This window comes from Kitasatospora sp. NPDC058063 (assembly GCF_042885395.1).
GTDB classification, from domain to species: domain Bacteria; phylum Actinomycetota; class Actinomycetes; order Streptomycetales; family Streptomycetaceae; genus Kitasatospora; species Kitasatospora lactacystinica.
This window is the reverse complement of the sequence record NZ_JBHVSD010000030.1, coordinates 54,248-76,669: the sequence shown is the minus strand read 5'-3', so window position 1 is coordinate 76,669 and position 22,422 is coordinate 54,248. Positions and strand designations below refer to the sequence as shown.

General features: G+C 69.5%; 18 protein-coding genes, 1 pseudogene and 1 CRISPR repeat array. Of the genes and pseudogenes, 8 read left to right on the top strand and 11 right to left on the bottom strand.

Translation table 11 applies throughout. The features are described 5' to 3' along the window. The first annotated feature begins 24 nt into the window (after positions 1 to 24). The 3 genes from ACFVUY_RS36845 (at position 25) to ACFVUY_RS36835 (ending at position 2,538) form a co-directional block, all read left to right on the top strand. Complete coding sequence (locus tag ACFVUY_RS36845; protein WP_387736510.1) at positions 25 to 1,008, top strand: GNAT family N-acetyltransferase; 984 nt, start codon at positions 25 to 27, stop codon at positions 1,006 to 1,008. Positions 1,009 to 1,321: 313 nt separating this feature from the next. Then, entirely contained in the window at positions 1,322 to 2,398 is a 1,077-nt protein-coding gene (locus ACFVUY_RS36840) for a hypothetical protein (protein ID WP_387736509.1), read from the top strand. Further along, positions 2,395 to 2,538: a hypothetical protein gene (locus ACFVUY_RS36835; protein ID WP_387736508.1), complete on the top strand. Its 144-nt coding sequence runs from the start codon at positions 2,395 to 2,397 to the stop codon at positions 2,536 to 2,538. The genes ACFVUY_RS36840 and ACFVUY_RS36835 overlap by 4 nt, the downstream gene beginning before the upstream one ends. 192 nt (positions 2,539 to 2,730) lie before the next feature. Here the strand turns inward: ACFVUY_RS36835 and ACFVUY_RS36830 are convergent, their stop codons facing one another. Then, positions 2,731 to 3,171: a hypothetical protein gene (locus ACFVUY_RS36830; protein ID WP_387736507.1), complete on the bottom strand. Its 441-nt coding sequence runs from the start codon at positions 3,169 to 3,171 to the stop codon at positions 2,731 to 2,733. Between the two features lie 205 nt (positions 3,172 to 3,376). Here ACFVUY_RS36830 and ACFVUY_RS36825 point away from each other — a divergent pair, with 205 nt between their 5' ends. Continuing rightward, positions 3,377 to 4,543 (top strand): hypothetical protein, encoded by a 1,167-nt coding sequence (locus ACFVUY_RS36825; protein ID WP_387736506.1) that lies wholly within the window; start codon positions 3,377 to 3,379, stop codon positions 4,541 to 4,543. A 516-nt stretch (positions 4,544 to 5,059) separates the two neighbouring features. On the opposite strand, the gene ACFVUY_RS36820 is transcribed toward ACFVUY_RS36825, so the two are convergent. The 3 genes from ACFVUY_RS36820 to ACFVUY_RS36810 form a co-directional block, all read right to left on the bottom strand. Then, positions 5,060 to 5,416 (bottom strand): hypothetical protein, encoded by a 357-nt coding sequence (locus ACFVUY_RS36820; protein WP_387736505.1) that lies wholly within the window; start codon positions 5,414 to 5,416, stop codon positions 5,060 to 5,062. A gap of 70 nt (positions 5,417 to 5,486) precedes the next feature. Beyond that, complete coding sequence (locus ACFVUY_RS36815) at positions 5,487 to 6,488, bottom strand: helix-turn-helix domain-containing protein (RefSeq protein ID WP_387736504.1); 1,002 nt, start codon at positions 6,486 to 6,488, stop codon at positions 5,487 to 5,489. A 485-nt stretch (positions 6,489 to 6,973) separates the two neighbouring features. Further along, the gene (locus ACFVUY_RS36810; RefSeq protein ID WP_387736503.1) at positions 6,974 to 7,858 is read right to left on the bottom strand and encodes an IS982 family transposase; all 885 of its coding nucleotides are present in this window, start codon (positions 7,856 to 7,858) and stop codon (positions 6,974 to 6,976) included. A 90-nt stretch (positions 7,859 to 7,948) separates the two neighbouring features. Here ACFVUY_RS36810 and ACFVUY_RS36805 point away from each other — a divergent pair, with 90 nt between their 5' ends. From ACFVUY_RS36805 to istB, 3 genes and pseudogenes are all read left to right on the top strand, one after another. Next, positions 7,949 to 8,377, top strand: coding sequence for a YaaC family protein (locus ACFVUY_RS36805; protein ID WP_387736523.1), 429 nt, complete (start codon positions 7,949 to 7,951; stop codon positions 8,375 to 8,377). A gap of 1,440 nt (positions 8,378 to 9,817) precedes the next feature. After that, a pseudogene (locus tag ACFVUY_RS36800) lies at positions 9,818 to 10,572 on the top strand (IS21 family transposase); the annotation flags it as partial. After that, entirely contained in the window at positions 10,572 to 11,363 is a 792-nt protein-coding gene (istB, locus tag ACFVUY_RS36795) for an IS21-like element helper ATPase IstB (RefSeq protein ID WP_049649636.1), read from the top strand. The pseudogene ACFVUY_RS36800 and the gene istB, both read left to right, overlap by 1 nt. A gap of 622 nt (positions 11,364 to 11,985) precedes the next feature. Here istB and ACFVUY_RS36790 read toward each other — a convergent pair. From ACFVUY_RS36790 to ACFVUY_RS36765, 6 genes are all read right to left on the bottom strand, one after another. Further along, on the bottom strand, positions 11,986 to 12,750 hold the full coding sequence (locus ACFVUY_RS36790) for a sporulation protein (RefSeq protein WP_387736502.1): 765 nt from the start codon (positions 12,748 to 12,750) through the stop codon (positions 11,986 to 11,988). Between the two features lie 189 nt (positions 12,751 to 12,939). Continuing rightward, positions 12,940 to 13,533 carry a hypothetical protein gene (locus ACFVUY_RS36785; protein WP_387736501.1) on the bottom strand — a complete coding sequence of 198 codons (594 nt, stop codon included), beginning with the start codon at positions 13,531 to 13,533 and terminating at the stop codon, positions 12,940 to 12,942. Positions 13,534 to 13,738: 205 nt separating this feature from the next. After that, positions 13,739 to 14,029, bottom strand: coding sequence for a ribosomal protein L7/L12 (locus tag ACFVUY_RS36780; protein ID WP_387736500.1), 291 nt, complete (start codon positions 14,027 to 14,029; stop codon positions 13,739 to 13,741). A gap of 47 nt (positions 14,030 to 14,076) precedes the next feature. Further along, the gene (locus tag ACFVUY_RS36775) at positions 14,077 to 14,565 is read right to left on the bottom strand and encodes a hypothetical protein (protein WP_387736499.1); all 489 of its coding nucleotides are present in this window, start codon (positions 14,563 to 14,565) and stop codon (positions 14,077 to 14,079) included. 349 nt (positions 14,566 to 14,914) lie between these two features. Beyond that, entirely contained in the window at positions 14,915 to 16,090 is a 1,176-nt protein-coding gene (locus ACFVUY_RS36770) for a ParB/RepB/Spo0J family partition protein (RefSeq protein WP_387736498.1), read from the bottom strand. Further along, entirely contained in the window at positions 16,090 to 16,728 is a 639-nt protein-coding gene (locus tag ACFVUY_RS36765; RefSeq protein WP_359902473.1) for a ParA family protein, read from the bottom strand. Before ACFVUY_RS36765 ends, ACFVUY_RS36770 begins: the two co-directional genes overlap by 1 nt. A 599-nt stretch (positions 16,729 to 17,327) precedes the next feature. Beyond that, positions 17,328 to 17,966: a CRISPR direct-repeat array (repeat unit 29 nt; unit sequence GTAGGCCCCGCACGCGCGGGGATGGCTCC). A gap of 178 nt (positions 17,967 to 18,144) precedes the next feature. On the opposite strand from ACFVUY_RS36765, the gene ACFVUY_RS36760 reads away from it, so the two are divergent. After that, complete coding sequence (locus tag ACFVUY_RS36760; protein ID WP_387736497.1) at positions 18,145 to 18,417, top strand: hypothetical protein; 273 nt, start codon at positions 18,145 to 18,147, stop codon at positions 18,415 to 18,417. A gap of 38 nt (positions 18,418 to 18,455) precedes the next feature. On the opposite strand, the gene ACFVUY_RS36755 is transcribed toward ACFVUY_RS36760, so the two are convergent. Beyond that, a complete protein-coding gene (locus ACFVUY_RS36755) occupies positions 18,456 to 22,316 on the bottom strand; it encodes a helix-turn-helix domain-containing protein (protein WP_387736496.1) in 3,861 nt (1,286 codons plus the stop codon). Between the last annotated feature and the right edge of the window lie 106 nt (positions 22,317 to 22,422).

Below are 22,422 nucleotides of genomic sequence, written 5' to 3'. Positions count from 1 at the left end.
CTCGAAGTTCGAGATCATCCGATCATGTCGGATGACACGCCAGGGCAGGACCTCCCAGCCGGCTTCGGGTTACGGCCGTATCGGGGCGAGGAGGACCACGGCCCCATGGCCGCGGTGCGGCTGGGATGTGTCGAACGGGACCGGGTCGACACCCGTTCGGTTGTGGAAGGGCTCCCGACAGCGGCCGAGATCGCCGAGGCCTCTGCCAAGCTGGACGAGCCGTCCAGGAACCAGGTCCTGGTGGTACGCGACGGGAGCGTCGTCGGCTACTCGACGATCCGGTGGTGGCAGGAGCGGGACGATACGTGGCTTTACCTGCACCGCGGTTACCTCTTGCCCGAGCATCGCGGCCAGGGCATCGGGTCAGCCATGCTGAGCTGGGCCGAAGAGCGGATCGGCCGGCTCATCGAAGGTCATGGCACGGCTCGGACTGCAGTGATCGGTGCGAACGCCATGGTGTCCGAGCAGGACGCCACGGCGCTTCTGCTCGCAGCCGGCTACCGACGTGTCTTCAGTCTGGTCGAGCTGGAGCTGGGCGATCTGCAGCAGTTGCCCGAACGAGGCAGCGAACTCCCGGCCGGGATACGGACGGGGCCGATCGGGACCAGCCACTACCGCGCGGCCTGGAGGACGGTCGTCGATTCGTATGCGGAAACCGGTTTCACTCAGAAATGGACCTTCCCGGACTTTGTCGACACCGCCGACCCGGCGTGCTGGAGGGCTGCCTGGAGGGGGCAGGAGATGCTCGGCGTGGCCCTCTGCTCCATCCGCAGCCACGACCACACCGTGGGCGAGGTGGAAGAGCTGAGCGTCCGAACGGACCAGCGACGCCTCGGAATCGGCCGGATCCTGCTGCTGGAAGGGCTGCGAAGCCTTCGCGAGCAGGGTGCAACGACGGCCAGGCTGTACACGGGCACGGCAAATCCCCACCGGTCCTACGATCTTTACGAGAGCGTGGGGTTCCGGAGACAGAACGAGTATGTCCGCTACCGCAAGCCGCTCGCTTGATCGACCAGCCATTGGACTGTCCGGTCGATCCACAGAATCTGACGATTCCTCTGCCTCGGGCAGCAAGGTTCGCTCCATGCCAGGCCCTGCCTGTGCTGCGGCACTTGCGTCCGACAGCCACCTTCCTCCACACTCGGTGTGGCCTTCAGGAGGCCGCCCCTGGTCCCGCGTCGCCCCTTCGCAGGACCACTCAGGGGTCAAGGAGCCATAGCCCCACCTGTACATCCCTTGACACTGGCGTTCATGCCCTCATGCAGGGCGTAGATCAGTTGTCGGATGCCTTGGGGCGACGGTATCCGAGGACGGATCGCGCATGACCAGCGGTGGGCGTCTCCAGAAGCTCGCACGAACCCGGCAGATCTACACGGGTGAGCCTTTCCACGTGGCCAAAGAGATGGTCCGTGATGGGAACAACCGATCACCCCTCTCTACCGCCCCTATGAGGCAGGCCTATCTCGAAGCAGAGGTCTTCGCAAAACTCTGCAGTGGCGGTGAATGGTGGCCCCATCCGTTCGGGATCTCCTCCATTCAAGCACGGGTCCAGTCGGCGACAGCACATCTCGACAGCCACACCACGTTCCACGACGGCACCCCGTACTCGCGAAGTGCTCATGCCCTCGAAGCCCTGCTGCCTGAAGCCGAACCCGGCATCCAAGTGAACGGCGTCGTCGGCCTTCGCGTCGTGGGCATGGACGGCCGAGATCTCCACCTCACACTCACCGATGGCGACTGCCACCTGATTCTGCGTGGAACAGCAGGGGTGGATTGGAAAGGCGAGATCGATGAACGCTGGAACCACCTGAGGAAAGCGGGATTTCCGCCACTATGGCGGGAGCAGCAACTGACCGATCACGAAGTGGATCACATTCGAGACTATCCCCGGGTCTGGAGTGCGAATCGGAGTCTCGACTGGCTCGGATCAGCCCTCCTGCGCCGCCTCGCCATGGTCCATACGTCCAGTACCGCACATTCAGTACGGTCATGGGTTCACGATGACGAATGGGTCCTCCAGCTAGATACCGTGCGTGGCGTAGAGCTCGACCATGATGCCTTCCTGAGTCGACTCTTGGACCCCATCTGGGGAATCCCGCTCCGAATTCGCCAACAGCGTTGTTCCTGTGACCCTCGCCATCGATTGGGCCACGACAACTACCTACTCCAGTGCACATACCACCTTGAACATACTGATGACACCTATCGCGGTGGCCTGCAACTTCGCTTCCGCCATGGGTTGGGCGCCTACACCAGGAATGCACGAGCAACACTGGCAAGCCTGGGTGCCGCCCCAAAATGGCTAGACCGCGTCCTACCGGTCAGCAGCCCCGATGTCATGTTGGGTGCCAGCGATATGACATCGGGGCGGTTCCCCGGCGGAGAGAACAACTCATGAACTGGGACACCGTTCTGCTTTTCGTTCTGGCGGCTTTCGGAACCGTCGGGCTGGTCATCACTCAGCTGCACGAGATGCTGGAGAAACTGCCCAACCTCATTCGCGCTTGGCATGAGGTCCGTCGCAGCTGGCGGGAGTGAGGAAATCGCTGCATATAGATAGACCGCCCATCTCCGTGCACATCATCGAATCAATGGGCAAGAGAATTCATCCCCACCGATCCGGCCCGGACCGCCCGGAAGGCCAGTGCGCGTACAGGACTAATCCAGAGGCCCTCACTCTGCCAAAAAATTTAATACGGGTCATCAGAAATGGCCATTCGAAAGAACTTGTCAGTGATCATTGAATAGCAGATCACGCAACCCCTCTTCAAAGGACCAGTATGTATACTGCTCGGTGTCGCGCCCGGGCACCTCTAGCTTTTTGAGCTGTCCCCCGACGATATGGGACACCAGCGGTACGGGCAGGGCGTCCGGCCACAGGCCGGTCCGCTTACCCTCGGATAGCACGCGCCGGAAGGCGCCGGTGGAGCCCCGCAGGCTCCGGCCATTCGCCTTCAAGTCCTCGGCGGCGCACTCGCCTTGGCCCTCGACAACCTGGAGCAGGATCTGCTGCGCGCGGGGCGGGAGGCGGTCGTAGTACGAGCGGGCCCGCTCCGGGGTCCAGCGGTCGTCGGGCACCGCGGCCACGACGGCGGCTGGCGCGGTGGCGAGGGCTAGCAGCTTCTCGAGCACCTCGGGGGTCGGATTCTCCACGGTGATCGTGATCTTCATGACGGAAACCTTGGCAGCTTGAGACGCTGAACACAAATAACCTCGACAAACGCGCCACAGACGCGAGGCCGGCATCCGGCTCGGGTTATGTACCAAGAAACGTGTTGCGTCCTCTAACTGGATTTAGAGGACGCAACACAGGGCCCGGTACAGATAGGCTGTCCCGGACGGATCATCAGCCCGCCGTGCCGGAAGGAGAGCGCCCGTGGATGCCGAGGCGTCGGACGGCCTGCCCGTCCTGGTGGAGCGCTCCATCGAGATCGTGGTCGCCGAGCTGGTGGACGACGGCCAGGTCCTCGCGCCGTTCGCGCCCGCCGGGGTCGACCCCAACGAGACGCTGACCGAGGACGCGGCCGACGACCTCGTCTCCGCCCGGCCCGCGCGCACCAGCCAGACCTACGCCGAGCAGTGGCGCTACTTCGCGCGCTGGTGCGCCGACAACGGCCGCCACCCCGGGCCGCGCACCAGCGAGGCGAACATGGTCTCCTACGTCTCCCACCTCCGCCGCCGCGGCGGACGGGACGGCACAGGCGCGCCCGTCAGCTCGCTGCGCCTGGCGATGGCCGCCATCCGCGACGCCAACGCCCGTGCGGGGTACGAGAACTGGCCCCCGAAGAAGGCGACCGCCGAACTGATCCGCAAGCAGGCCGCTGAGCACGCCCGCGCCCGCCGCACCCCGAGGTCGAGCCCGCCCGTCGACGCCGCCCGCATCGCCCACCTCCAGCAGGGCACGACCGCCGACATCCCGCTCGCCCGCTGGCGCGACCTCACCATCCTGCACCTCGGCTACCGCACCCGCGCCCGGCGCTCCGAGCAGGCGGCCTACCGCATCGACTCCATCGTCTTCGAGCGCCTGGAGGACGGCACCGAGCAGATGGTCGTCGGCAAGCGCACAAGCAAGAGCGACCACTGGTCCACCGGCCGCGAGTACGTCGTCCGCGACCCGGTGGCGATCACCGTCGTCCGCACCTACATCTCACTGCTTGCCGAACTCGGCCAAGCGGAACCGCAGTTGCCGCTACTGCGCGGCATCACCCGCTGGGGCAACCTGATGCCCGTCCCCGCCTCCGGAACCGGCATGACCGGCCACTCGGTGAACCGAGCCTTCAAGCGCATGGTCACCCGCACTCCCGGCTTCGACGCCAAGAACGCCACCAGCCACGGCCTGCGCGCCGGCGTCCCCGCCGACCTCGCCGCCCAGGGCTACAGCGCGGCGGAGATCCTGGTCATCACCGAGGACTGGAAGTCCACCACCATGGTCGAGAAGTACGCCAAGGCCGGCCTGCGCCGCGCCGGCAAGGACAACCTCGGCCGGGCCCAACAGGCCCTCGACTCCCTGGTCGTCCCACCGCCGACCGGTCCCACCGGATAGGCATAGTGGGCGAGACCCCGTATTGCTGTGTCGTGGTCCGTCCACTCGACGGACCACGACACAGCGATTCCCTGGGGCATAGCGACAGCAGTCGATCCCTGTCGAACACGGCCACTTGGTCGGCAAGCACCTCGTTGACGAGGGTCCGGCGGGCGGACCATGGCCGCGATCCATTCCCTCAGCACCACTGCGTCCGTCACCGACCGCGGCGCCGCCCGAATCCTCCTGGCCCGGCCCCGCGAGCGGTTCCACGAAAGCCAGAGCACATCCTGCGCCTGGCCGACGACAGCCTCCACGCCCACCTCACCGACACACCCCGAGCCCACACCCGCCACTTCGCAGCACTTCGCCCCGCCGACCACAAGGCCGACGGGGCGAAACAGAGCTCGAATCAACCAACAGCATCCGGTCGGTGCACGGGCCTTCGCCCTCGTACGCGTTCCCGACGGAACTCCGATCAGGTCACCGGACGGGTGGCAGGTCGGAGCACCGCACGGGCCCCTGTGGCCTGACGGGTCAGTTCCAGACCTTGCCCAGGAAGTAGTTGCCGGTGCCGCGCTCGTAGTAGTGGTCGCCGTAGAGGCCGCCCACGCACTTGGTCTTCGTCTCGGTCGGGTTGGTGGCGAAGGAGCCGACCATCACGCTCGTGTCGGAGTCCCACAGCTCCGCGCGGCCCCAGTACGACAGCGCCTTGTGCGTGCCCGAGAAGCAGACCTCGTGGTTGCTGTTGGCCGCGACCATGCCGGAGTAGCAGATACCGTCCCAGCTCTCGCAAGTCGAGCTGGCCGCGCTCGCCGAGGAGGCGTTGAACAGACCGAACGCCGCCACTGCGGCGGTGGCCGCGGCCACCTTGACGATCCTCTTCTTCAGCATGCTTCGACTCCGTTCGCTCGATGTCCTGTTGTGGTCCGCCGGTCTGCACCGCCCGGACACGACTTCGAGACTACGAAGCGGGCGCCCGTCCGGGTGTGCGCTCCGTGCGGGGGTCCTCGACGCTCCGTGCGAGACTCAGCTCTCGGAACTCGGTCGGAGTGAGCTCGTAGGCCTGACGGAAGGTCCGACTGAAGACGGTCGCGCTGCTGAACCCCCAGCGGTCGGCTATCGACTGCACCGTGTACGCGCGGAGCCGGGTGCTGGCGAGGTCCTCGCGACAGCGCTCCAGCCGGCGGCGGCGGATCCAGGCGTGGACGGTCTCCGACTGCGGGTCGTGGGAGCGGAACAGCTGGTGGAGGCTGCGCAGCGAGATGTTGTGCCGCGCAGCGACGACACCCGGGGTCAACTGCGGATCGCCGAGGTTGTCCTCGATGAAGGCGCGGATGCGCTCCAGCAGCACCCGCGCGCGGACCTCGACCGGCACCTGCCCCGCGTCGTCGAGCCGCTGGGCGAGCAGGGCGCCGGCGAGTTCCACCGCGACGGTGCCCAGCCTGCGCAGCTCCGCCGCCTCGCAGGTGTCGCCGTGGGCCTCCAGACCGTCCAGGAAGCTCATCAGCACCGCCGCGACCCCGTGTCCGCCGGTGAGCCGCCCGGCCAGCAGCCGCTCCAGGCGCCGGCCGGACAGCGGGAGCAGGGTTCGCGGGAACTGCAGCATCGTCAGCACGACCGGGCCGGGTCCGGGAAGGATCCGGGTGTCGGACGGGCGCGAAGTGTCCCAGAAAACGAACTCACCGGCCCCGATCCGGTTCTCGTTTCCCGACTGGGACAGCACCGCAGCGCCCCTGCGGATCAGCGCGAGCTGGTACTGTTCCGGGTCACCGCGCCGGATCAGGGCCGGTGTCCGCCGCGACCGCAGCGGCGAGAAGGCGAACCGGGCCATCCGCAGCGGCCCCAGGTCCAGCATTTCGGCCTCGGCGCGGAACTCGGTGGACGGTTCCGGGCTCATCACCGTCGGCATCACCGTCTGCGCGACCGTGTCGTTGAACCAGTCGAACCGTTCGTTCGGCCGCACAGTTTCAGGCAGCAAGGAAATCCACATACCGCTTTCCCCCCGAAAAGTGGATGACAGGGACTCACGTCCCACGCGGAAGGCTGGTTCCGCCGGAGGGCATCATGCCACCGAAGAGGCTCTCGTGGGCGAGGCCGACGCGGCGTGTTCCCGTCCTGTCGGCGCCCGCCCCAGGGCACCAGCGGTGGCGCTGCACCAGTTCGTCATAGGTGCCGAGCTGGCGCAGGCCCTGGCCGTCCTGCTCCCGGACACCCGTCCCCTGCCCGCCAGCACCCCTTCCGCCGCAGCACCCGAGCAGCAGCTCTCGACGGCCCGGTGGAAAGCACCACGGGCCGACAGCAGACCACCGACACCACCACGACTGGGGCGAAGCCCTGCACCGCCGCCGACGACGGGACCGCCGGAGCGCAGCAGACGGGCGTGGACCACGGCCTGGCAGCCGCTGAAGCCGAGCTCGCCGCCGCCCTAAATGAATGAGTCCGATGTCCTCAGTGGTCATAGGCGATGAGTGAGCGCTTGATCGCGGCGCCGGTGTTCCAGTTGTGCCAGATCGCGGCGGCGAGGGCGAGCAGGCGCTGACCGGTGCGGGCGAGGACGCCGGCCTCGGTTCGTGCGCCGTGCTGTTCGAGGCTGAGCTGGCCCTTGAGGGTGTCGATGACCGCCTCGATCCATTGGCGGACGCGGGCGAGCCTGCCGAATCGGGCAGGCTCGCCCTTGCGGTCGGGCCGGACCAGGTGCGCGCCGAGCCCGTCGGTGACGAAGGCCTCGAACGCGGCTCCGGCGAAGCCCTTGTCACCGAGGATCACCTGCCCCCGGCGCACGAGGTGCCGGTTACGGCCGAGCATGGCCTCCATGACCTCGCGCTCGCCGAGTTTCGGGTTGGCCAGGCACCAGCTGACCGGCATGCCCTCGGCCGTGGTCAACAGGTAGAGCCGCAGGCCCCAGAAGAAGCGGGAGTGACTGGCGCAGTAGCCGTAACCGGCGGTGCCGGCCAGGGCCGAGCGCTTGACCGTCTCACGGGATGCCGCGCAGGGCAGCGGTGTGGAGTCGATCAGCCGCAGGTCGTCGTGCCAGGTCGGCACTTGCCGGGCCAGCGCCCCGACGACCTGCGGGATGAGCGGGCCGGCCGCGTTCAGCCGCTTGTTGTAGCCGGACTGCCCCGGCAGGTACGGGAACAGGTGCCGCAGACGACCGCTCGCGAAGCGGTGCCAGTGCCTCACCGAGGGGAAGCCGAGCAGCACCTGCGCCACGGCCAGGCACAGCAGTTCCGCATCCGAGAGCCTCGGAGGTCGCCCGATCCGGTGACGAGGGGCCACGTGATCGTCGATGAACACGTACAGTGCCGTCAGAAGGGTGTCCAGGTTCGTCTTCACAAACCAACCAACGGGCACCCTTCGTCATGGTCGCGGCCAGCCCAGCAATCGGACTCACTCATCTAACGCTGGTCGGGCGGGGCTGCAGGGCTGTCCTCGGCCGCGGGCCGTGTCCTGCGGTGCCTGGCGGCCGCCATCGCCCGCGGTGACGCCGTCGTTCTCCCCTACGCCCGCTGCGACAGTGCCCACCTCATCCACCGCAGGATCCGCCTGCCCTACACCCCCGAAGGCGATCGCCTGCACACCGCCCTGGCCGCCTACGCCGCCGCATGGAAGAACACCCCGACCGAGACGGATGACACTGCGGACGGGACCGGTAGCGGCGCCCTCCATCCTCTCCTCGCCTGGTGGACGGTGCTGCACGCCCTGTCCAACCTGGCCCGTTACCAGCCCGTCCGCTGGTCCGAGCACATCGCCGTCGACACCAGCAAGGTGGCCGTCGCGATCGAAGTCCTGTTGGACGAGGCCGTCACCGTCGTGCCGGATCTGATCCGGCACGCGATCCGCGAAGTCGGGTAGCGAAGGGGGAAAAAAGGCTGGTCATCGCCGCGCTCCCCGCCATTGCCCAGCGCCATGCCTGCGACTCCGACCAGCTGCTTCGGCAGCTGGTCAGGGCCGGGTACATCGCCCCGGACGACGACTCCGGGCAACCGCCCCGGACACGCCCAGCCCTTGGGAGGGCATCCCCATGCCCGGCCGCAACACCTGGCCCTGGCACCCCCGGAGCCGGCCCCGCCCCGTGTGCGTCGACCTCAGCACCGCACGGAGCAGGGCTCCGACGCACGAGAAACCATGGCACATAAGACCCCCGAACCCACCGGCCAGGCCCTCATCCCATGACGGAATGCTCCGCTCTCAACCCCGGGGCACCCAAGCTCATGCAACGAGCGCGTAGTTGGTGAGCTGCGTGTGTTCCTGTCGACCAGGATGCAGGTACATCCCTGTATGGCCCCTCCACGGTATGTACTTGGCGATCGGTGCCGTGCAGCCTGGTCGAGGTCCAGCCCGGCCGGATCGCTGGCGATCGGGCGCACAGCGAGCCGTCCTGGTCGTAACCTCCGTCTTCCCGGCTCAGCGGGCACCTGTTCAGAAGCCGTTGTCTTCCCGAGGATGGTGGGCTCGGCCGCGAAGACGCGACGTCTGGACGCAGCCCGTACGATGCTGTCGAAGGCTCAGACCCAGCTCGCCTGGGCGCAGCTGGGAGAGTTGGCCTCAGGGGTTTCGGCCCCGCACGCGCGGGCTCCGGATTCGAACTGAATGGATTGGCGCACTCTGCGCCCAATCGCTGCAGGTCAGGAAGTGTCGGCCCCGCGCTCGCGGGGATAGCTCCCAGCGGCAGCCCGGCGTCATCCCGCAGGACCCGTCGGCCCCGCGCTCGCGGGGATAGCTCCGACTGGAGCGGCTGGCTCTACCCGGGCACCGGGTCGGCCCCGCGCTCGCGGGGAGAGCTCCCTTACTTCAGCGGGGGCCACGACGGCCATGGGGTCGGCCCCGCGCTCGCGGGGATAGCTCCGTGGCCAGCCACATCGTCCGCCACGACCCCGCGTCGGCCCCGCGCTCGCGGGGATAGCTCCGTCGGGAGGGTGAGGCCCTTGGTCTGGGTCGGGTCGGCCCCGCGCTCGCGGGGAGAGCTCCCTTACTTCAGCGGGGGCCCCGACCCAGGCCGACTTCAAGTCGGCCCCGCGCTCGCGGGGATAGCTCCCCGCCACCGAGAAGCCGAGGACGTTCTCCGCCGTTGGCCCCGCGCTCGCGGGGATAGCTCCAGGTGCGGTCACTTCGGCCCCGCGGCCTGGCTGTTGGACCCAACCTCGCCGACAGTGATGGGGCCCCTGGACTTCCCCGCTCTGCGCTCGGGTGCTCCTCAGAGGGTGTTCTGCGAGTCTTGGGTGGTTCTCGTAGTCCTTGAAGGCGGGTTGTCCGGTTCCGGGTGCTTCACGGCGGGCCGTCGGCGCGGTGTTCATTCGTACTTGCGTGCCGGCTGACCCGGAGTCCAAGGGCGGTTCGGAGGCGACGGTGCGGATCGCGAAGGCCGACCTGGTGCCCAAGGACGTGAACCTGCGCGAGGAGTTCCGCACGTTCGGCGAACTGGAGGCGGCCTGCCGCCAGTTCTGCGACGAGGTCAATTCCCGCCCGCACCGGGAGACCAGGCGCAAGCCCGTCGACCGGCTGGCTGAGGAGCAACAGCGGCTGCACCCCTGCCCCGGCAGCCGTTCACCGCGGCGTTCGGCACGACCCGCCGGGTCAACTGGGACTCCACGATCTCGGTCGAGGCGGTGCGCTACTCGGTCCCGCACGAGCTGATCGACACCCGGGTCTGGGCCCGCTTCCACGGCGAGGAGCTGATCGTCACCGCGGTCGACGAGCGTGGCTCGGCCCAGGAGGTCGCCTTCCTCGGGCTCGGCCCCGGCGCCGCGAGCTGGCTGGTCGAGGCCGCCGCCTCCGGCACCCGCCGGATCAAGGCGAAGATGGCCGAGGCCGTCGCCCTCTCGAAGCTCTTCTCGGCCGGGGAGGTCGACCGGGCGCTGGGCACCGCCGCGGTCACCGGCCGCTTCGCGGACAAGGACCTGCTCTCGATCCTCGACTACCAGGCCGTCCACGGACAGGCCGAACCCACCCGCCGCAGCGAGGAGCACTCGCTCCAGCCGGGCACCTCCGCCTGGTCCTCCTTCGGCCTCAACACCCTGCTCGACCACAACGAAAGCGACCCGTCCTGATGGCCACCCCGCTCCGCACCGTCCACGGCACCAACGGCGACCCGCTGGCCGAGGCCATCGAACTGACCAAGCGGCTCAAGCTCCCGCACATCCGCCGCTCGCTGACCGACATCATCCCCACCGCGAAGGCCCAACGCTGGGATCCGGCCGAGGTGGTGAGGGTCCTTCTGGCGGAAGAGGCCGCCGGCCGCGACCGTGCTAACCTGCACACCCGCCGCAAGCGGGCCGGCTTCCCGAGCGGCAAGACCTTCGGCGACTGGGACGAGACCGCCTCCGCGATCCCGAGGCAGACCCAGGACGCGCTCAAGTCCCTTGAGTGGGTGGGACGTCGGGAGAACCTCTGTGTCTGTGGTCCGTCGGGCACGGGCAAGAGCCACTTCACCGAGGCGCTCGGCCAGGCCGCGGTCGAGTCCGGGATGACGGTCGCCTGGTTCACCATCGAGGACCTGGGCGCGCTGGTCCGCCGGCACCGGGCGGACGACTCGATCGCCCGGGCGCTGTCGCGGATCATCCGCTCGGACCTGATCATCGTGGACGACATCGGTCTGCTGCCCGTCTCGCCGGACGCCGCCGAGGGCTTCTACCGGCTGGTCGACGCGGCCTACGAACGGCGCTCGGTCGCGGTCAGCAGCAACCTCCACCCCTCCGGGTTCGACGAGATCATGCCCAAGACCCTGGCCACCGCCACGGTCGACCGGCTCATGCACCACGCCCACATCGTCGTCACCCAGGGTGACAGCTACCGGCTCACCCAGGCCACCACTGGCAAGGGGGTGAAGCCCTTCAGCTGATCAGCATCAGATCAGGCGGGGAGATTATCTGGCCGCCACCGGGGCGGTCTTGAAGACCGCAGGTGGGGCGGGACTCCGGCCGCCAGTGGGGCGAGCGTGATGGCCGTTGACAAACGCCTCCTTCAATCTCGGCACAGGCCTCACGAGCTTCGGCGGCGCCTCATTCGTCGGAGCGACCGTGGACTTCGCGAAGGCCACGTTCAACGGCGGCAAGGTCGATCTCCGCGAGGCGCGCGACTGGAGCCACCCACCGATACTTCCGTCAGGAGGCCGGCCGGGACTGCTGCTCCCGCCGGAGGTTCCCTGAGGTCGCCGACACCCTGACGGAGGTCCGGGGACCGTTGGTCCTGAACGGCGAGCTCGTGGTGATGCGCGCGGGCGTCCCGTCGTTCGCCGCGCTGCAGGGCCGTGCGGCGCGGAACGGGCTGTCCTGGGTGTTCCAGTAGGCCATGACGTCCTGGTAGGTACGGGGCCCCAGGAGGTATCCGCTGCTGGCGGCCAGCCGTCGGCCCCAGGCCCTCGTGATGGCGGCGTCCCCGCCCCGCCTCGCGCTCCTGGCCCCCGGCGCCGAGGCGCTCGCCGCGCAGGACGACCAGCACTCCTGCCAGGGCGAGGCGCGCGGTCAGTGGCCCAGCACGCCGCGGATCCAGCCGTCCACCGTGCCGGTCAGGTCGTGATTCCCGGCCGCATGGTCCAGCAGGAACGTGTGCACCGAGTCGCCACTGTGGAACATGCCGCGCTTGTCGAACTCCAGCACCACCTCGACCCGGTGCGGGTCGGTGACGAAGGACAGCTCGATCTCGTTGCAGCGCCGGGCGAACTGAGGTGCCGCCTTGTACTCGATCTCCTGGTAGAACGGCAGCGTCTGGCCCGTGCCGTGGATCCGGCCGGCCTCCAGGTCGGCCCGGTGGAAGTGGAAGCCGAGCGCTGCCAGTGCCTCCAGCACCCGTTGCTGCACCGGCAGCGGCTGCACCGCGATCGGGTCGGTGTCCCCGCGGTCCAGTTGGCCTGCGATGTCGACGTCGGTGCGCACCCCGAGCACCATGCCGGTCAGGTGGTGGCCCCCGATCGCGGTCAGCGGCGTCTCCCACGGTACGGGGAAGGCGAACGGGACGGCGCGCTGCTCTTCGGCCGCCAGCCGTAGCGGGCCGCAGACCTGCACCCGGGCGAACTCCTTGACGGTGTGGCTCTCGCCGTCCTCGTGCTCGACCTCGACCCGGGCGGCCAGGCAGAGAGTGATGCCGTTGATCTCGGCGTCCCGGCTGCCGCCGACCAGGTCGACCTGGCCGTGCACGGTGCCACCGGGATGGACGGTCGGGGTGGACAGCACCGTGTCGACGGTGGGTCCGCCGACGCCCAGGGCACCGAGAAGCCGCTTGAACACCATCCGGGGGTACTCCTCACATCGCCGGGGACCGAGCGCACCGATCGTACTTTGCCTGCGCTTTGCCGTCGATCGGCGGCATTCGACAGCACCTCGGCATTCGTCCGCAACGAATGTAGAGTTTCAGATGCAGCCGGTAGCTGCCCGGCGGGCGCACCGGGTTTCGCGCGCATCCAGCCTGGACGCCCACCGCTATGCGGCCGGCTCGGCCGTCGGACGGTGAACCTCCAGGACAACCGCCGTTCCGGCCGCCGATCGGTCCTCATGCATAGTGATCACCTGGCCGGGTTGAAGGTGCTGCCACTGCGAGGGGTCGAGAGGTGCCAACCGCACCGTGGCTCGCCCGCCAGGTTCCATGAAGGGCATGAACTCCACCCAGAGGCCGGCGATGTTCAGGCCCGGTTCGCCGGTCGCGGTTCGAGTTCCGATGTCCCACATCGGCCGAAGGACGCCAGCACCCGAAAAGGGCGTCTGCCGACGCGCCTCGCCGGCCGGTCGGAGGGTGAGGTCAGCTCGGATGACGCCATTGCGGGCTTCGTAGCAGCGCCAGCGACACCAGGCCGAGCTCGTCTCCAGCCGCATCTGCTCGGCAGCGGTGGCGAGAGTCTCCCAGAAGCTCAGCGGAAGCGGGTGAACGTCACCCAGCTCCTCCAGCAGCCCGAGGGCCACCTCCCACTCATCATGGGTGAGGTACTCCCAGACGTCGTTCACCGTGATGTCGTTCTCGGTGGCGACCTCTTCGGGAACCAGTAGGGAGGCGGCTTCCAGCAGCTTGGGGACATCCATGCCCTGATTCTGGACCAATGGCGTGCCACGGACACAGGCCCGGCCGCCGGCGAACCATCCAGGCACGTCGGTGAGCGCGCGCCGGAGGCGCACCCGAGGTAGGGCCGAACTCTCGGAATGGCCGACTACCCGGCTCAAGAATCCCCGGACAGTTCCACAGTGGCGACGGTCGACCGGGGATGGGTCGAAGCGGCGCTTTCCTGGCTCAGGCTACTGGCAGTGGCCCTTGCCCTGGTCGGTATCGCCACCACGTCTGCAGCTCGATCACCGCGCCCGCCCCGCGCAGAGGGCCGACCCACTTCGCTGTCACGTCATCACCGACCTCCTCTGCGAGGCGCACTGGAGGCGTCTGCGTCACGATCTGCTTGGCCCGCCAGAGACCGACGCCCACGAGTTCCCGGAGCACCTTCGCTACTTCCAGGGGCCGCGGGCCCACATCGAGGAGAACGATGTCCTGGGGGATCTCGTCGCAGATCAGCAAGAACTGCTCAGGCACAGTGCTCCTCAGTGCAGATTGGCGGCCGACTGCAGCGATGGATCGCCTCACTTTTCCGGTGGCGTCCACATCACCCTCACCCGGTCGGCGGCGACGTCGAACCCGAGCAGTGGCTGCGTGCCGCCGCCTTCGGGGAACAGCGGCACCGACTTGCCCAGGCGGCGCCCGATGGCGGTCAGGAACCCGCACAGGACGTCCAGCCGCTCCTGCCCCTGAAGTTCCCGGAGGTCGACGTCGAAGTCGATCTGCTCCTCCCCGAGGAACCGGAAGATCGCGCAGACCCCGGGATCAGGCCGCACACTCAGGCTCGGGCACTCGGCGTCGGCCGGGCGGGACAATACGGCCTCGGCCCGGGGCAGCGGCAGCACCGCCTCGCCCTCGGCGTACTCAAAGGTCCAGCCCTGTTCCTCGATCAGGTCGAGCACGGCCTGCCAGTCCGCCGCCGTCGTGTCCTCAACGAACGCATCGGGCAGGCACCCCCCATCGGTGGGATCGAGCAGCCACGCGACCTGGTCGTCCCACAGCAGATCAGCCATCCCGCCATCCTGCCCGCTGGGTCCTGCCAGGCCGACTGAATTTCCTCAACGCCCCTCAAGACCGGCGGTGATCCCGGCTGCTGCGAGTCGGGCTTCTTCGCGCACCGGAAGTCTGTCGCCGGAACGCATCCGACCCTCGCCCGATAGAGGAACGAAGCAGAGCCGGCCGGTGCCGCTCGCTGCTCTCGACCACTGCACCGGCCAGGCCGAACCCCCCGAGGGTCACGGGGGCTTTCCTCCCTGAGCGGGTACCCGATGGAGCCGCCCGATGCTGTCGGATCGCGCAGGAGCCCCCTGCGGTGGTGCCCCGGCCTCGCCATGACGGCGGGGCCGGGGCACCACGGGTGGGTCAGCTGCTGGTCGTCAGCAGCCGGTTGGCCAGGGCGTCGGCGAGGCGGTAGGCCTCGTCGGCCGAGAGGGTGCGGCAGATGGCGTCCGCCAGCTCCTCCACGTTGTGCCAGTCGACGTCGCCGAGCTCCGCCTGAGGGGCGGCCGACGACTGCTCGTCCACCGGGGCCACGGCCCGCTGCTCCGGCATCGGGAGCGGCTCGGAATTTTCCGCGGAAAATCGCTCGGTGCTTCGGACGGGCTCGGCGCTCGCGACCGGGTTGCGGGGCGCGGGCTCCGGCCGGGGAGCGACGGGAGCCGGCGCCTTCACAGTGGCCGGTGCCGCCTCCGCGGCCGGCTGGGCCGCGGGCGTGGAAGCGGGTGCGGAGGCAGCCACCGCAGCGGGCTGCGGTGCGGGGGCCTCCGCAGGCGCCTTGGCGGCGGCCCTGGCCTCCAGCTTCGCGGCGCGCCTGGCGGCCACGGCGTCGGCGTCGGCCTGGAGCAGCTGCTCCAGCTCCGCGGTCTGCCCGGCCAGGGACATCGCCTCGATGCCCTTCACCGAACCGAGCCGGCGGGCGACGTTGATGGAGATGCCCTCCTCGCCGCGCGCCTTGGCCCGCACTTGGCGCTGCAGCTCGGGGTGGAGCTTCAGCAGGTTCTTGCGGTGCGAGATCCAGCTCTGCGACCAGCCCTCGGCCTCGGCGGCCTCCTTGGCGGTCGGGTACTGCGCCACGATGAGTATGACCGCGTTGGCCTCCTCGATCGGGTCGAAGTCCTTGCGCGCCATGTTCTCGTCGAGCGCGGCCCGCAGCAGGGTCGCCTTGGACTCCGCCACCGAGTCGTCCACGACGACGAGCAGCTGCTCGCGTCCGTACAGCTCAGCGGCGGCCCGCCGACGGTTGCCGTTGACGATGACGACGTCCTGCGGTCCCGCGCCCAGTGTCTGCTGGTCCTCCGGCCACAGCCGCAGGTAGGCGGCCGGGGTGACGGCGAGGCAGCTCTGCAGCTGGCGGTCCTTGATGCTCGCCAGGTCGGAGAGGTCGCCCAGCTCGTCACGGGGGTTGCGCGGGTTGGGGAGGCAGCCGGCGGTGGGCATCCACTTGGCCACCGGGGCGCTGTTGTTGGCGATGTCCACACCCGGGGCGTCGACGACCGGGTCGCCGGCCATCGAGGCGAAGGAGACGCGACGGCCCGCCATCAGCGGCCCCCGTAACCCAGCTCGAGGGACAGGCGGAAGAAGTCCTCGCGGGCCCGGTAGGCGGTACCGCTCTCCTTGTACTGGGTGACGACCGTTCCCTCGGCCACCGCCCGCGAGTGGATCTTGTACCGGCGCAGGACGGTCTTGGCGCGGGGCCACCCCTTCGCCGTGATGTACGCCTCGGTGTCCTCGAGGTCGGCGCGGCCGTCCCGGGGGTCCCAGTTGTTGACGACGATCCGGAAGGGGATGTCCATCGGCTCGATGACCTTCTGGATGGTCCGGGCCGTCGGGTCGAAGCACAGCGGCTCGGTGATCATCGGGACCAGGACGTCGTCCGCGATCTCCAGGGCCCTGCGCAGGATCTCCTCGTCCGCCAGGGTGCCCGGCGTGTCGATGAAGATGTGCTGGTACTCGTCCTTCTCGCCGAGGACGTCGAAGGTGCACGCCGCGAGGTTGACCGTGGTGGTGGTCTTGCCCACGCCGCCCTTCTGGTTGGCGATGACGTGGATCTTCGCGCCGGTCTTCTTCAGGTGGATCAACTGCTCGGCGTGGTCGTGTGCCGCCATGAAGTCGAAGGGCAGGTTGTCTCCCACCCGCTCGGCCCAGACGACCGCGGACCCCTGGGGGTCGGTGGACACGACAAGCACAGATGGCTTCATGATGTTCCGTTCTCTCCGTGGGCTTCCCGGGCCGACTGCCCGGTACTGCGGATGCCCGCCGCTCAAAGCCGTGGTCGGCGGACGGAGAACAGCATTCCAGATGATCAGCCCGGAGCCTGACACGACCCGCGTGTCATGGAGCACAAAAGGGTTGGACCGCGATGGCCGGACTCCCGGAGAACCGCTCTGCTTTCCTGAGTCGGCACCCAATCTCCAGAGCTTCCACCTGCGGTGATGCCTGTTTGACGGAGGGGGGAATTCATGAGCACTGGTCATTCGCATGGGCGGGTACGTCGTGCGCGTGCCAGCTTTTCACGACGCAGGCCGACTGTCATGGCACGGCGAGTCTCGCCCGGAGCCGGCCACCAGGTGACGGCCGGCTCCGGGCCCGACCTGGGCAGGGTGAACGTCGGGGTGCTCGCATTGGTCCCCGTGCGCTGCCCGTTGGCGACGAGCGGTCAGTGAGCTCCGGAACGGAGCGCCAGGTCGACCCTGCGCAGACCGGGCTGTGGAGGGGCTGTGGACTCGAACTGATTTAATTGGCGCACTCTGAGCCGAATCACAGCAGGTCAGAAAGTGTAGGCCCCGCACGCGCGGGGATGGCTCCCGGTCGCCATGGACCCGGAGGCAGCCGCAGAGGTAGGCCCCGCACGCGCGGGGATGGCTCCTGGCGGGCATGCGCTTCGAGCCCGAGTCGACCGTAGGCCCCGCACGCGCGGGGATGGCTCCCGCCGGATGTTCTTCTCCGGCGACTGGATCAGGTAGGCCCCGCACGCGCGGGGATGGCTCCGCCCGGCCCCCGCCTACCAGCAGGTGGTCACTGTAGGCCCCGCACGCGCGGGGATGGCTCCGTCGCGTTCAACGAGGACGCCCCGGCGAACGCGTAGGCCCCGCACGCGCGGGGATGGCTCCGGCATGCCCTCGCAGCCGCAGGCCCGGCCGGTGTAGGCCCCGCACGCGCGGGGATGGCTCCGGTGCGCGCGCCGTCCCGAGGGATCGCCTGCCGTAGGCCCCGCACGCGCGGGGATGGCTCCCGTAGCGCAAACCAACATGCCCTACCAAGGGAGTAGGCCCCGCACGCGCGGGGATGGCTCCTGCCGGACACTGCACTGACCTTGAACGCGTCCGTAGGCCCCGCACGCGCGGGGATGGCTCCCCGGCGATCGGCGAGTTGCAGTGACCACGGAGGTAGGCCCCGCACGCGCGGGGATGCTCGTTGAGCGCTGGCGGCCAGCCGGTTCGGCTCACACTGGTCTCCGCCCCGCTTGGCAGGCCGGATCTGCCCGACCGTCGTCCGGGCCAGCTGAACAGCCATGAGGCAGGCGTCCCCGCCCTCAGCGCTCCGACGGGCGTTCCGTCACGGCAGAGCGAGCGAGGTTCAGGGGAACCCGTGGAATGTCGCACACCTCCACCGCACCGGCTTCACCCGGCTCCTGGGCGAAGCCGCTGTGGGCGCCGGCGGCTGGGTCATCGGGCGACGACGATCGTGATTGGCGTGTCGTCGCAGCCGGCCGCGATCTCGTGGAGCGCGTTCAGCTCGATGGGATCGACGGCGAGTCGCCAGCGGGTCTTCACGGCCACTCCGAGGCCCCGGACCTCGTCCTGCTGCTCACCGTGAACCGGAGCGCCGTCGGCGGCTGGTCGTACGGCTGGACAATGAGCGCCTGATCGGCGGCGACGGCCCGCAGGGAATCGCACCGTCGGAGTCAGCAGACCTTCCGGTAGGGCACTTCGGGGAGGTACGTGTCCCAGTCGGCTTGCGGCAGTCCGCCTCCGGCGCGTTCACAGATGTCGGCGGCTTCCCGGTCCGGGGCCACCACGACCTCGTGTCCTGGTACGTGCTCGGTCGCCATGCGCAGGGTGCGGTCGTCGGGGCTGAAGGCCAGGGAGAGGGTGGCGCCTCCTGGTGCGGGGAGGGCGGGGCCGAGTGGTTGGTGGGATGCGAGGTCCCACATCCGCAGTGTGCCGTCGGTGCCCGCGGCGGCCAGGGTGCGGCCGTCGTGGGAGAAGGCGAGTGCGGAGATGGGGTCGAACACCCCTGCGGCGTTGGGCCTGAAGGTGCCGGGCAGTACGCCCAGGTTCCGCTCGGCATTGCCGTCCCAGAGTGTGACGCGGCCGGCTTCGTCGCCGGTGGCCAGGTACCCGCCGTCCGGGCTGAAGGCGACTGCGTGGGTGGTGTTCTGGGTGAGCGTACGGGGGTTCACCTGGCCCGATGGCAGGTCGGTGAGTTGGTTGTGCGAGGTGACGAGGAGTTGTCCGTCCGGCCGGACGGCGAGTTGTTCCCCGCCGATGTCGGAGATCACCCGTGTTCTGGCCCTCTGGGACAGGTCCCAGACTTCCACGGCCCCGTCCTGCTCCATCCGTGACACCAGGAGCGATCGTCCGTCCGGTGTGAAGGCGATCGCGTTGACAGCGGACACGGTGAGCCTCTCACCGGCCACGAGGTCCAGGGTCGCGGTGACGCCGGCGGTGGGGATGTCCCAGATGGACACCCTGGGGGGTGCGTCCCACTGCAAGCGGTCGAAGACGCTGAAGGCGAAGGCTCCCCCGTCGGGACGAAAGGCCGTGAGGACGGTGCAGGGCATGGAGCTCCGGCGCTGCGAGGTGCAGGACGTGGCGGGGAGGTCGACGACGTTTCCCGGCCCGCGGAGATCGCGCAGTTGGAAGCGGTACATGTCCCCGCCCTCGGGCGATGCCAGCGTGGCGAGTGTGCTGCCGTCGGGGCTGAACACGGCAGCCGCGATCGGTCGGCTCGTCCAGGCCGGAGCGAGGACACTCGTGAGGTCGATGGTGCGGACCACCGCTCCGGTCGGGCCCTCCAGGTAGCGGATCCTGCGTGCGGCCGGATCCAGCCGGAACTGGCTGGCGTCGGTGTTGGCGAGCGGATGCCGCAGGAACGGGACCGATGGGGTGTCAAGGCGCCACAACAGCACCTCCTTGCCGTCCGACGCCACCATGAGCGTTCCGTCCGCGCTGAACGCCGCCTCCCTGATGTCGGCGTGCTCGATCCGCGGGAGCTCCGTTCCCGAGGCGATGTCCCAGATCCGGACTCCTCCGCCGTCGACGACTGCCAGCCGGCGGCCGTCCTGCGCGAACCCGACCGCCTGGCTGAGGCACTGCTGCGCGGTGACACCGGGGGCCCAGGGGGTGGGGACCTGGCGCTGTTCGGGCACATTCCACACCTGGACGGGCTCGCCCGGAACGCACAGCGCCATCAGGCGGTCGTCGGGGCTGAGAGTCGCATCGGGGTACGGGTAGTGCTGCATGCGGTCCTCCACCCACATCCGCCGCTGCCTGGCTTCAGGTACGCCGCGCAGCTCGTCGGGGCCGACCGGCCTGCGCTCACCGCCCCTGGTGCGTCGTTCGAGCAGCAACCGGCTGTCGCGGACATCCCGGACCTGGACCACGTCGTCCTCGCCCGCGACAGCGTAGAGGAGCAGGGTCCGTCCGCTTGGGCTGAGCCGGGCCGCGGTCGGGTCCAGGCCGGGACCGGAGGAATGGCGTGACACCGGGGCCGCGCCCGTACTCTCCTCGGGCAGGTTCCACACGTTCACATGGTCGTGCTCGAACACGGCGAGGGTCCGGGCGTCGGCGCTCATGTCGTCCACGTCGTCCGCTTCGGCCCCCAATCCGGGCAGCGAAGCCACCCGGTGGTGCGTGTCGACGTCCCACTTCACCACCTCGTCACGGCCGACACCGACGAAGGTGCGGCCGTCGCCGCTGAGGAAGTGGGTCTGCGGGACGGGTTTGCCGGAGGGCGGGTCGGTGAAGACGTCCTGATCCGGTTGGACGGCGGCGCCGAGCAGTGCGGACCGTGACTCGGGAAGATCGGCAGCCTTCCACGCGGCGAGGCTCAGCCGCATTGCCGTGAGGGGGTCGGAGGTGCGCATGCCGTCCGCCACCGCGGCGGCCCGGCGGGCGGCGGCCTCCGTGCGACGCCGTTCGCCGGTCCGATTCTGCTGCCACGCGATCACCCCGGTCAGCAGGACAAGGACGACCAGGGCGGACAGCGTGCCGAGGAGGGTGCGCAGCCGTCGGGCTGAACGTGCCGTGCTTCGCTGTTCTCGGCTTCGGGCGGCGAGAGCGGCCCTGACGAACTCGAACTCCAGCGGGGTGAGGTCGTCGCGGTGCCCGCCGGTCGCGAAGGCCGCTTCGGCCGCTGCCAGGAGGGTGCCCCGGTAGAGCGCTCCGGGGTCGCGGCCCAGGTCCTCCCAGGCCTTGGCGGCCTCGGTGAGGCGCCGGTGCTGGCGCAGCCTGTCGCGGGCGTCGTCGACCCATGCGTTCAGTCGCGGCCAGCAGCTGATCAGTGCCTCGTGGGCGAGGTGGACGGTGTTGCCGTCCAGGGTGATCAGCCGGGCGCGGGCCAGGCCTTCGAGCACCCCCGCGGTGCCGGTGCCGCCGGTGCCGAGGGATTCGAGTTCGGTGCGGTCGGCGGGACGGCTGGTGTCCTGAGCGCCGTCGCCCGGGGTGACCAGTCGCAGCAGGATGCGCCGGGCAGTGGTGGCCTGTTCCGGTGTCAGGCCGCCGTAGGCGCGCTCCGCGGTGCGGGCGATGGCGCCGCGTACCCCGCCGGCGGCTTCGTAGGCGGCTTCCGTCAGTGTCCTGCCCTTGCGGCGGCGCCAGGTCTCCAGCAGGGCGTGCGACAGCAGCGGGAGTCCGCCCGGTTCGCCGTCGACCTCCTCGATGATCCTTGAGGTGAGGGCGCGTTCGACGATCAGGCCCGCGCCGGCGGCCGGCTTGACGATGGCCTCTCGCAGCTCGGCCGGGCCCATCGGCCCGACCAGCAGCGTGGCCTCCCGCAGGGCGACGGCCAGGCCGTGGTGGTCCGCGCAACGGCCGAAGAAGTCCGCCCGTACCGCCAGGACCACCCGTAATCGGCTGTCCGGCTCGCACGCTGCCAGCAGCAGGTCGAGGAAGGCCGCGCGTTCCGCCGGTTCGGTGCACAGCGTGAACGCCTCCTCGAACTGGTCCACCACCAGCACCGTGTCGCCCGCGCCGTTCGCGGGCGACATCAGCGCGGCATGGTCGGAGGCGGGCCGCGGGCCCGGAGTGAGGATCCGGATGGCGGCCGGACCCGTGCCCGTCGCGCCCCGGTCCCGGAGCGCCGGAATCAGTCCGGCGCGCAGCAGGGAGGACTTGCCGCTGCCCGAGGCACCCACGACGGCGATCAGGCGACGGGAGTCCACCAGGGCCAGCAGGTCGGCGACGAGCCGGTCGCGGCCGAAGAACCGCTCCCGGTCACCGGGTTCGAAGCGGGCCAGGCCCCGGTACGGAGCATCGGCGTCGTCACCGTCCTCGGCTGCCGCGTCCCGCGCGGCGGCGTGCCAGCGCCGCTCCCACTCCGCGGGATCCCCGCCACAGGCCTCCACGTAGGCCAACGCCACCGGCAGCGATGGAAGTTGCTGACCGCCGGCCGCCCGCGACAGCGTCGCGACCGAATAGCGGGTACGGCCGGCCATCGCCCGGTAGGTGAGGTCTCCGGCTTCCCCGCGCAACCGGCGCAGCTCGAACGCGAAGCGTTGGACCGGCCCTGCGGCCGGATCCAGCGGGCTCTCCTGGCGCCCCATCCTGTGTCCTCCCCCACTCGGCGACACCACCGGACCGGCGTCAACCTACGGGCCGGGGAAACCCACCACAACGGCTTCTCATCAGCCTGTCTCGTTCCAGCGGTCC

Coding starts and splice junctions, on each gene's coding strand:
- ACFVUY_RS36790 (WP_387736502.1), bottom strand. CDS start 12,750: ATGGTGTTCAAGCGGCTTCTCGGTGCCCTGGGCGTCGGCGGACCCACC.
- ACFVUY_RS36755 (WP_387736496.1), bottom strand. CDS start 22,316: ATGGGGCGCCAGGAGAGCCCGCTGGATCCGGCCGCAGGGCCGGTCCAA.
- ACFVUY_RS36845 (WP_387736510.1), top strand. CDS start 25: ATGTCGGATGACACGCCAGGGCAGGACCTCCCAGCCGGCTTCGGGTTA.
- ACFVUY_RS36760 (WP_387736497.1), top strand. CDS start 18,145: ATGTCGCACACCTCCACCGCACCGGCTTCACCCGGCTCCTGGGCGAAG.
- ACFVUY_RS36830 (WP_387736507.1), bottom strand. CDS start 3,171: ATGAAGATCACGATCACCGTGGAGAATCCGACCCCCGAGGTGCTCGAG.
- istB (WP_049649636.1), top strand. CDS start 10,572: ATGGCCACCCCGCTCCGCACCGTCCACGGCACCAACGGCGACCCGCTG.
- ACFVUY_RS36820 (WP_387736505.1), bottom strand. CDS start 5,416: ATGCTGAAGAAGAGGATCGTCAAGGTGGCCGCGGCCACCGCCGCAGTG.
- ACFVUY_RS36840 (WP_387736509.1), top strand. CDS start 1,322: ATGACCAGCGGTGGGCGTCTCCAGAAGCTCGCACGAACCCGGCAGATC.
- ACFVUY_RS36770 (WP_387736498.1), bottom strand. CDS start 16,090: ATGGCGGGCCGTCGCGTCTCCTTCGCCTCGATGGCCGGCGACCCGGTC.
- ACFVUY_RS36785 (WP_387736501.1), bottom strand. CDS start 13,533: ATGGATGTCCCCAAGCTGCTGGAAGCCGCCTCCCTACTGGTTCCCGAA.
- ACFVUY_RS36835 (WP_387736508.1), top strand. CDS start 2,395: ATGAACTGGGACACCGTTCTGCTTTTCGTTCTGGCGGCTTTCGGAACC.
- ACFVUY_RS36775 (WP_387736499.1), bottom strand. CDS start 14,565: ATGGCTGATCTGCTGTGGGACGACCAGGTCGCGTGGCTGCTCGATCCC.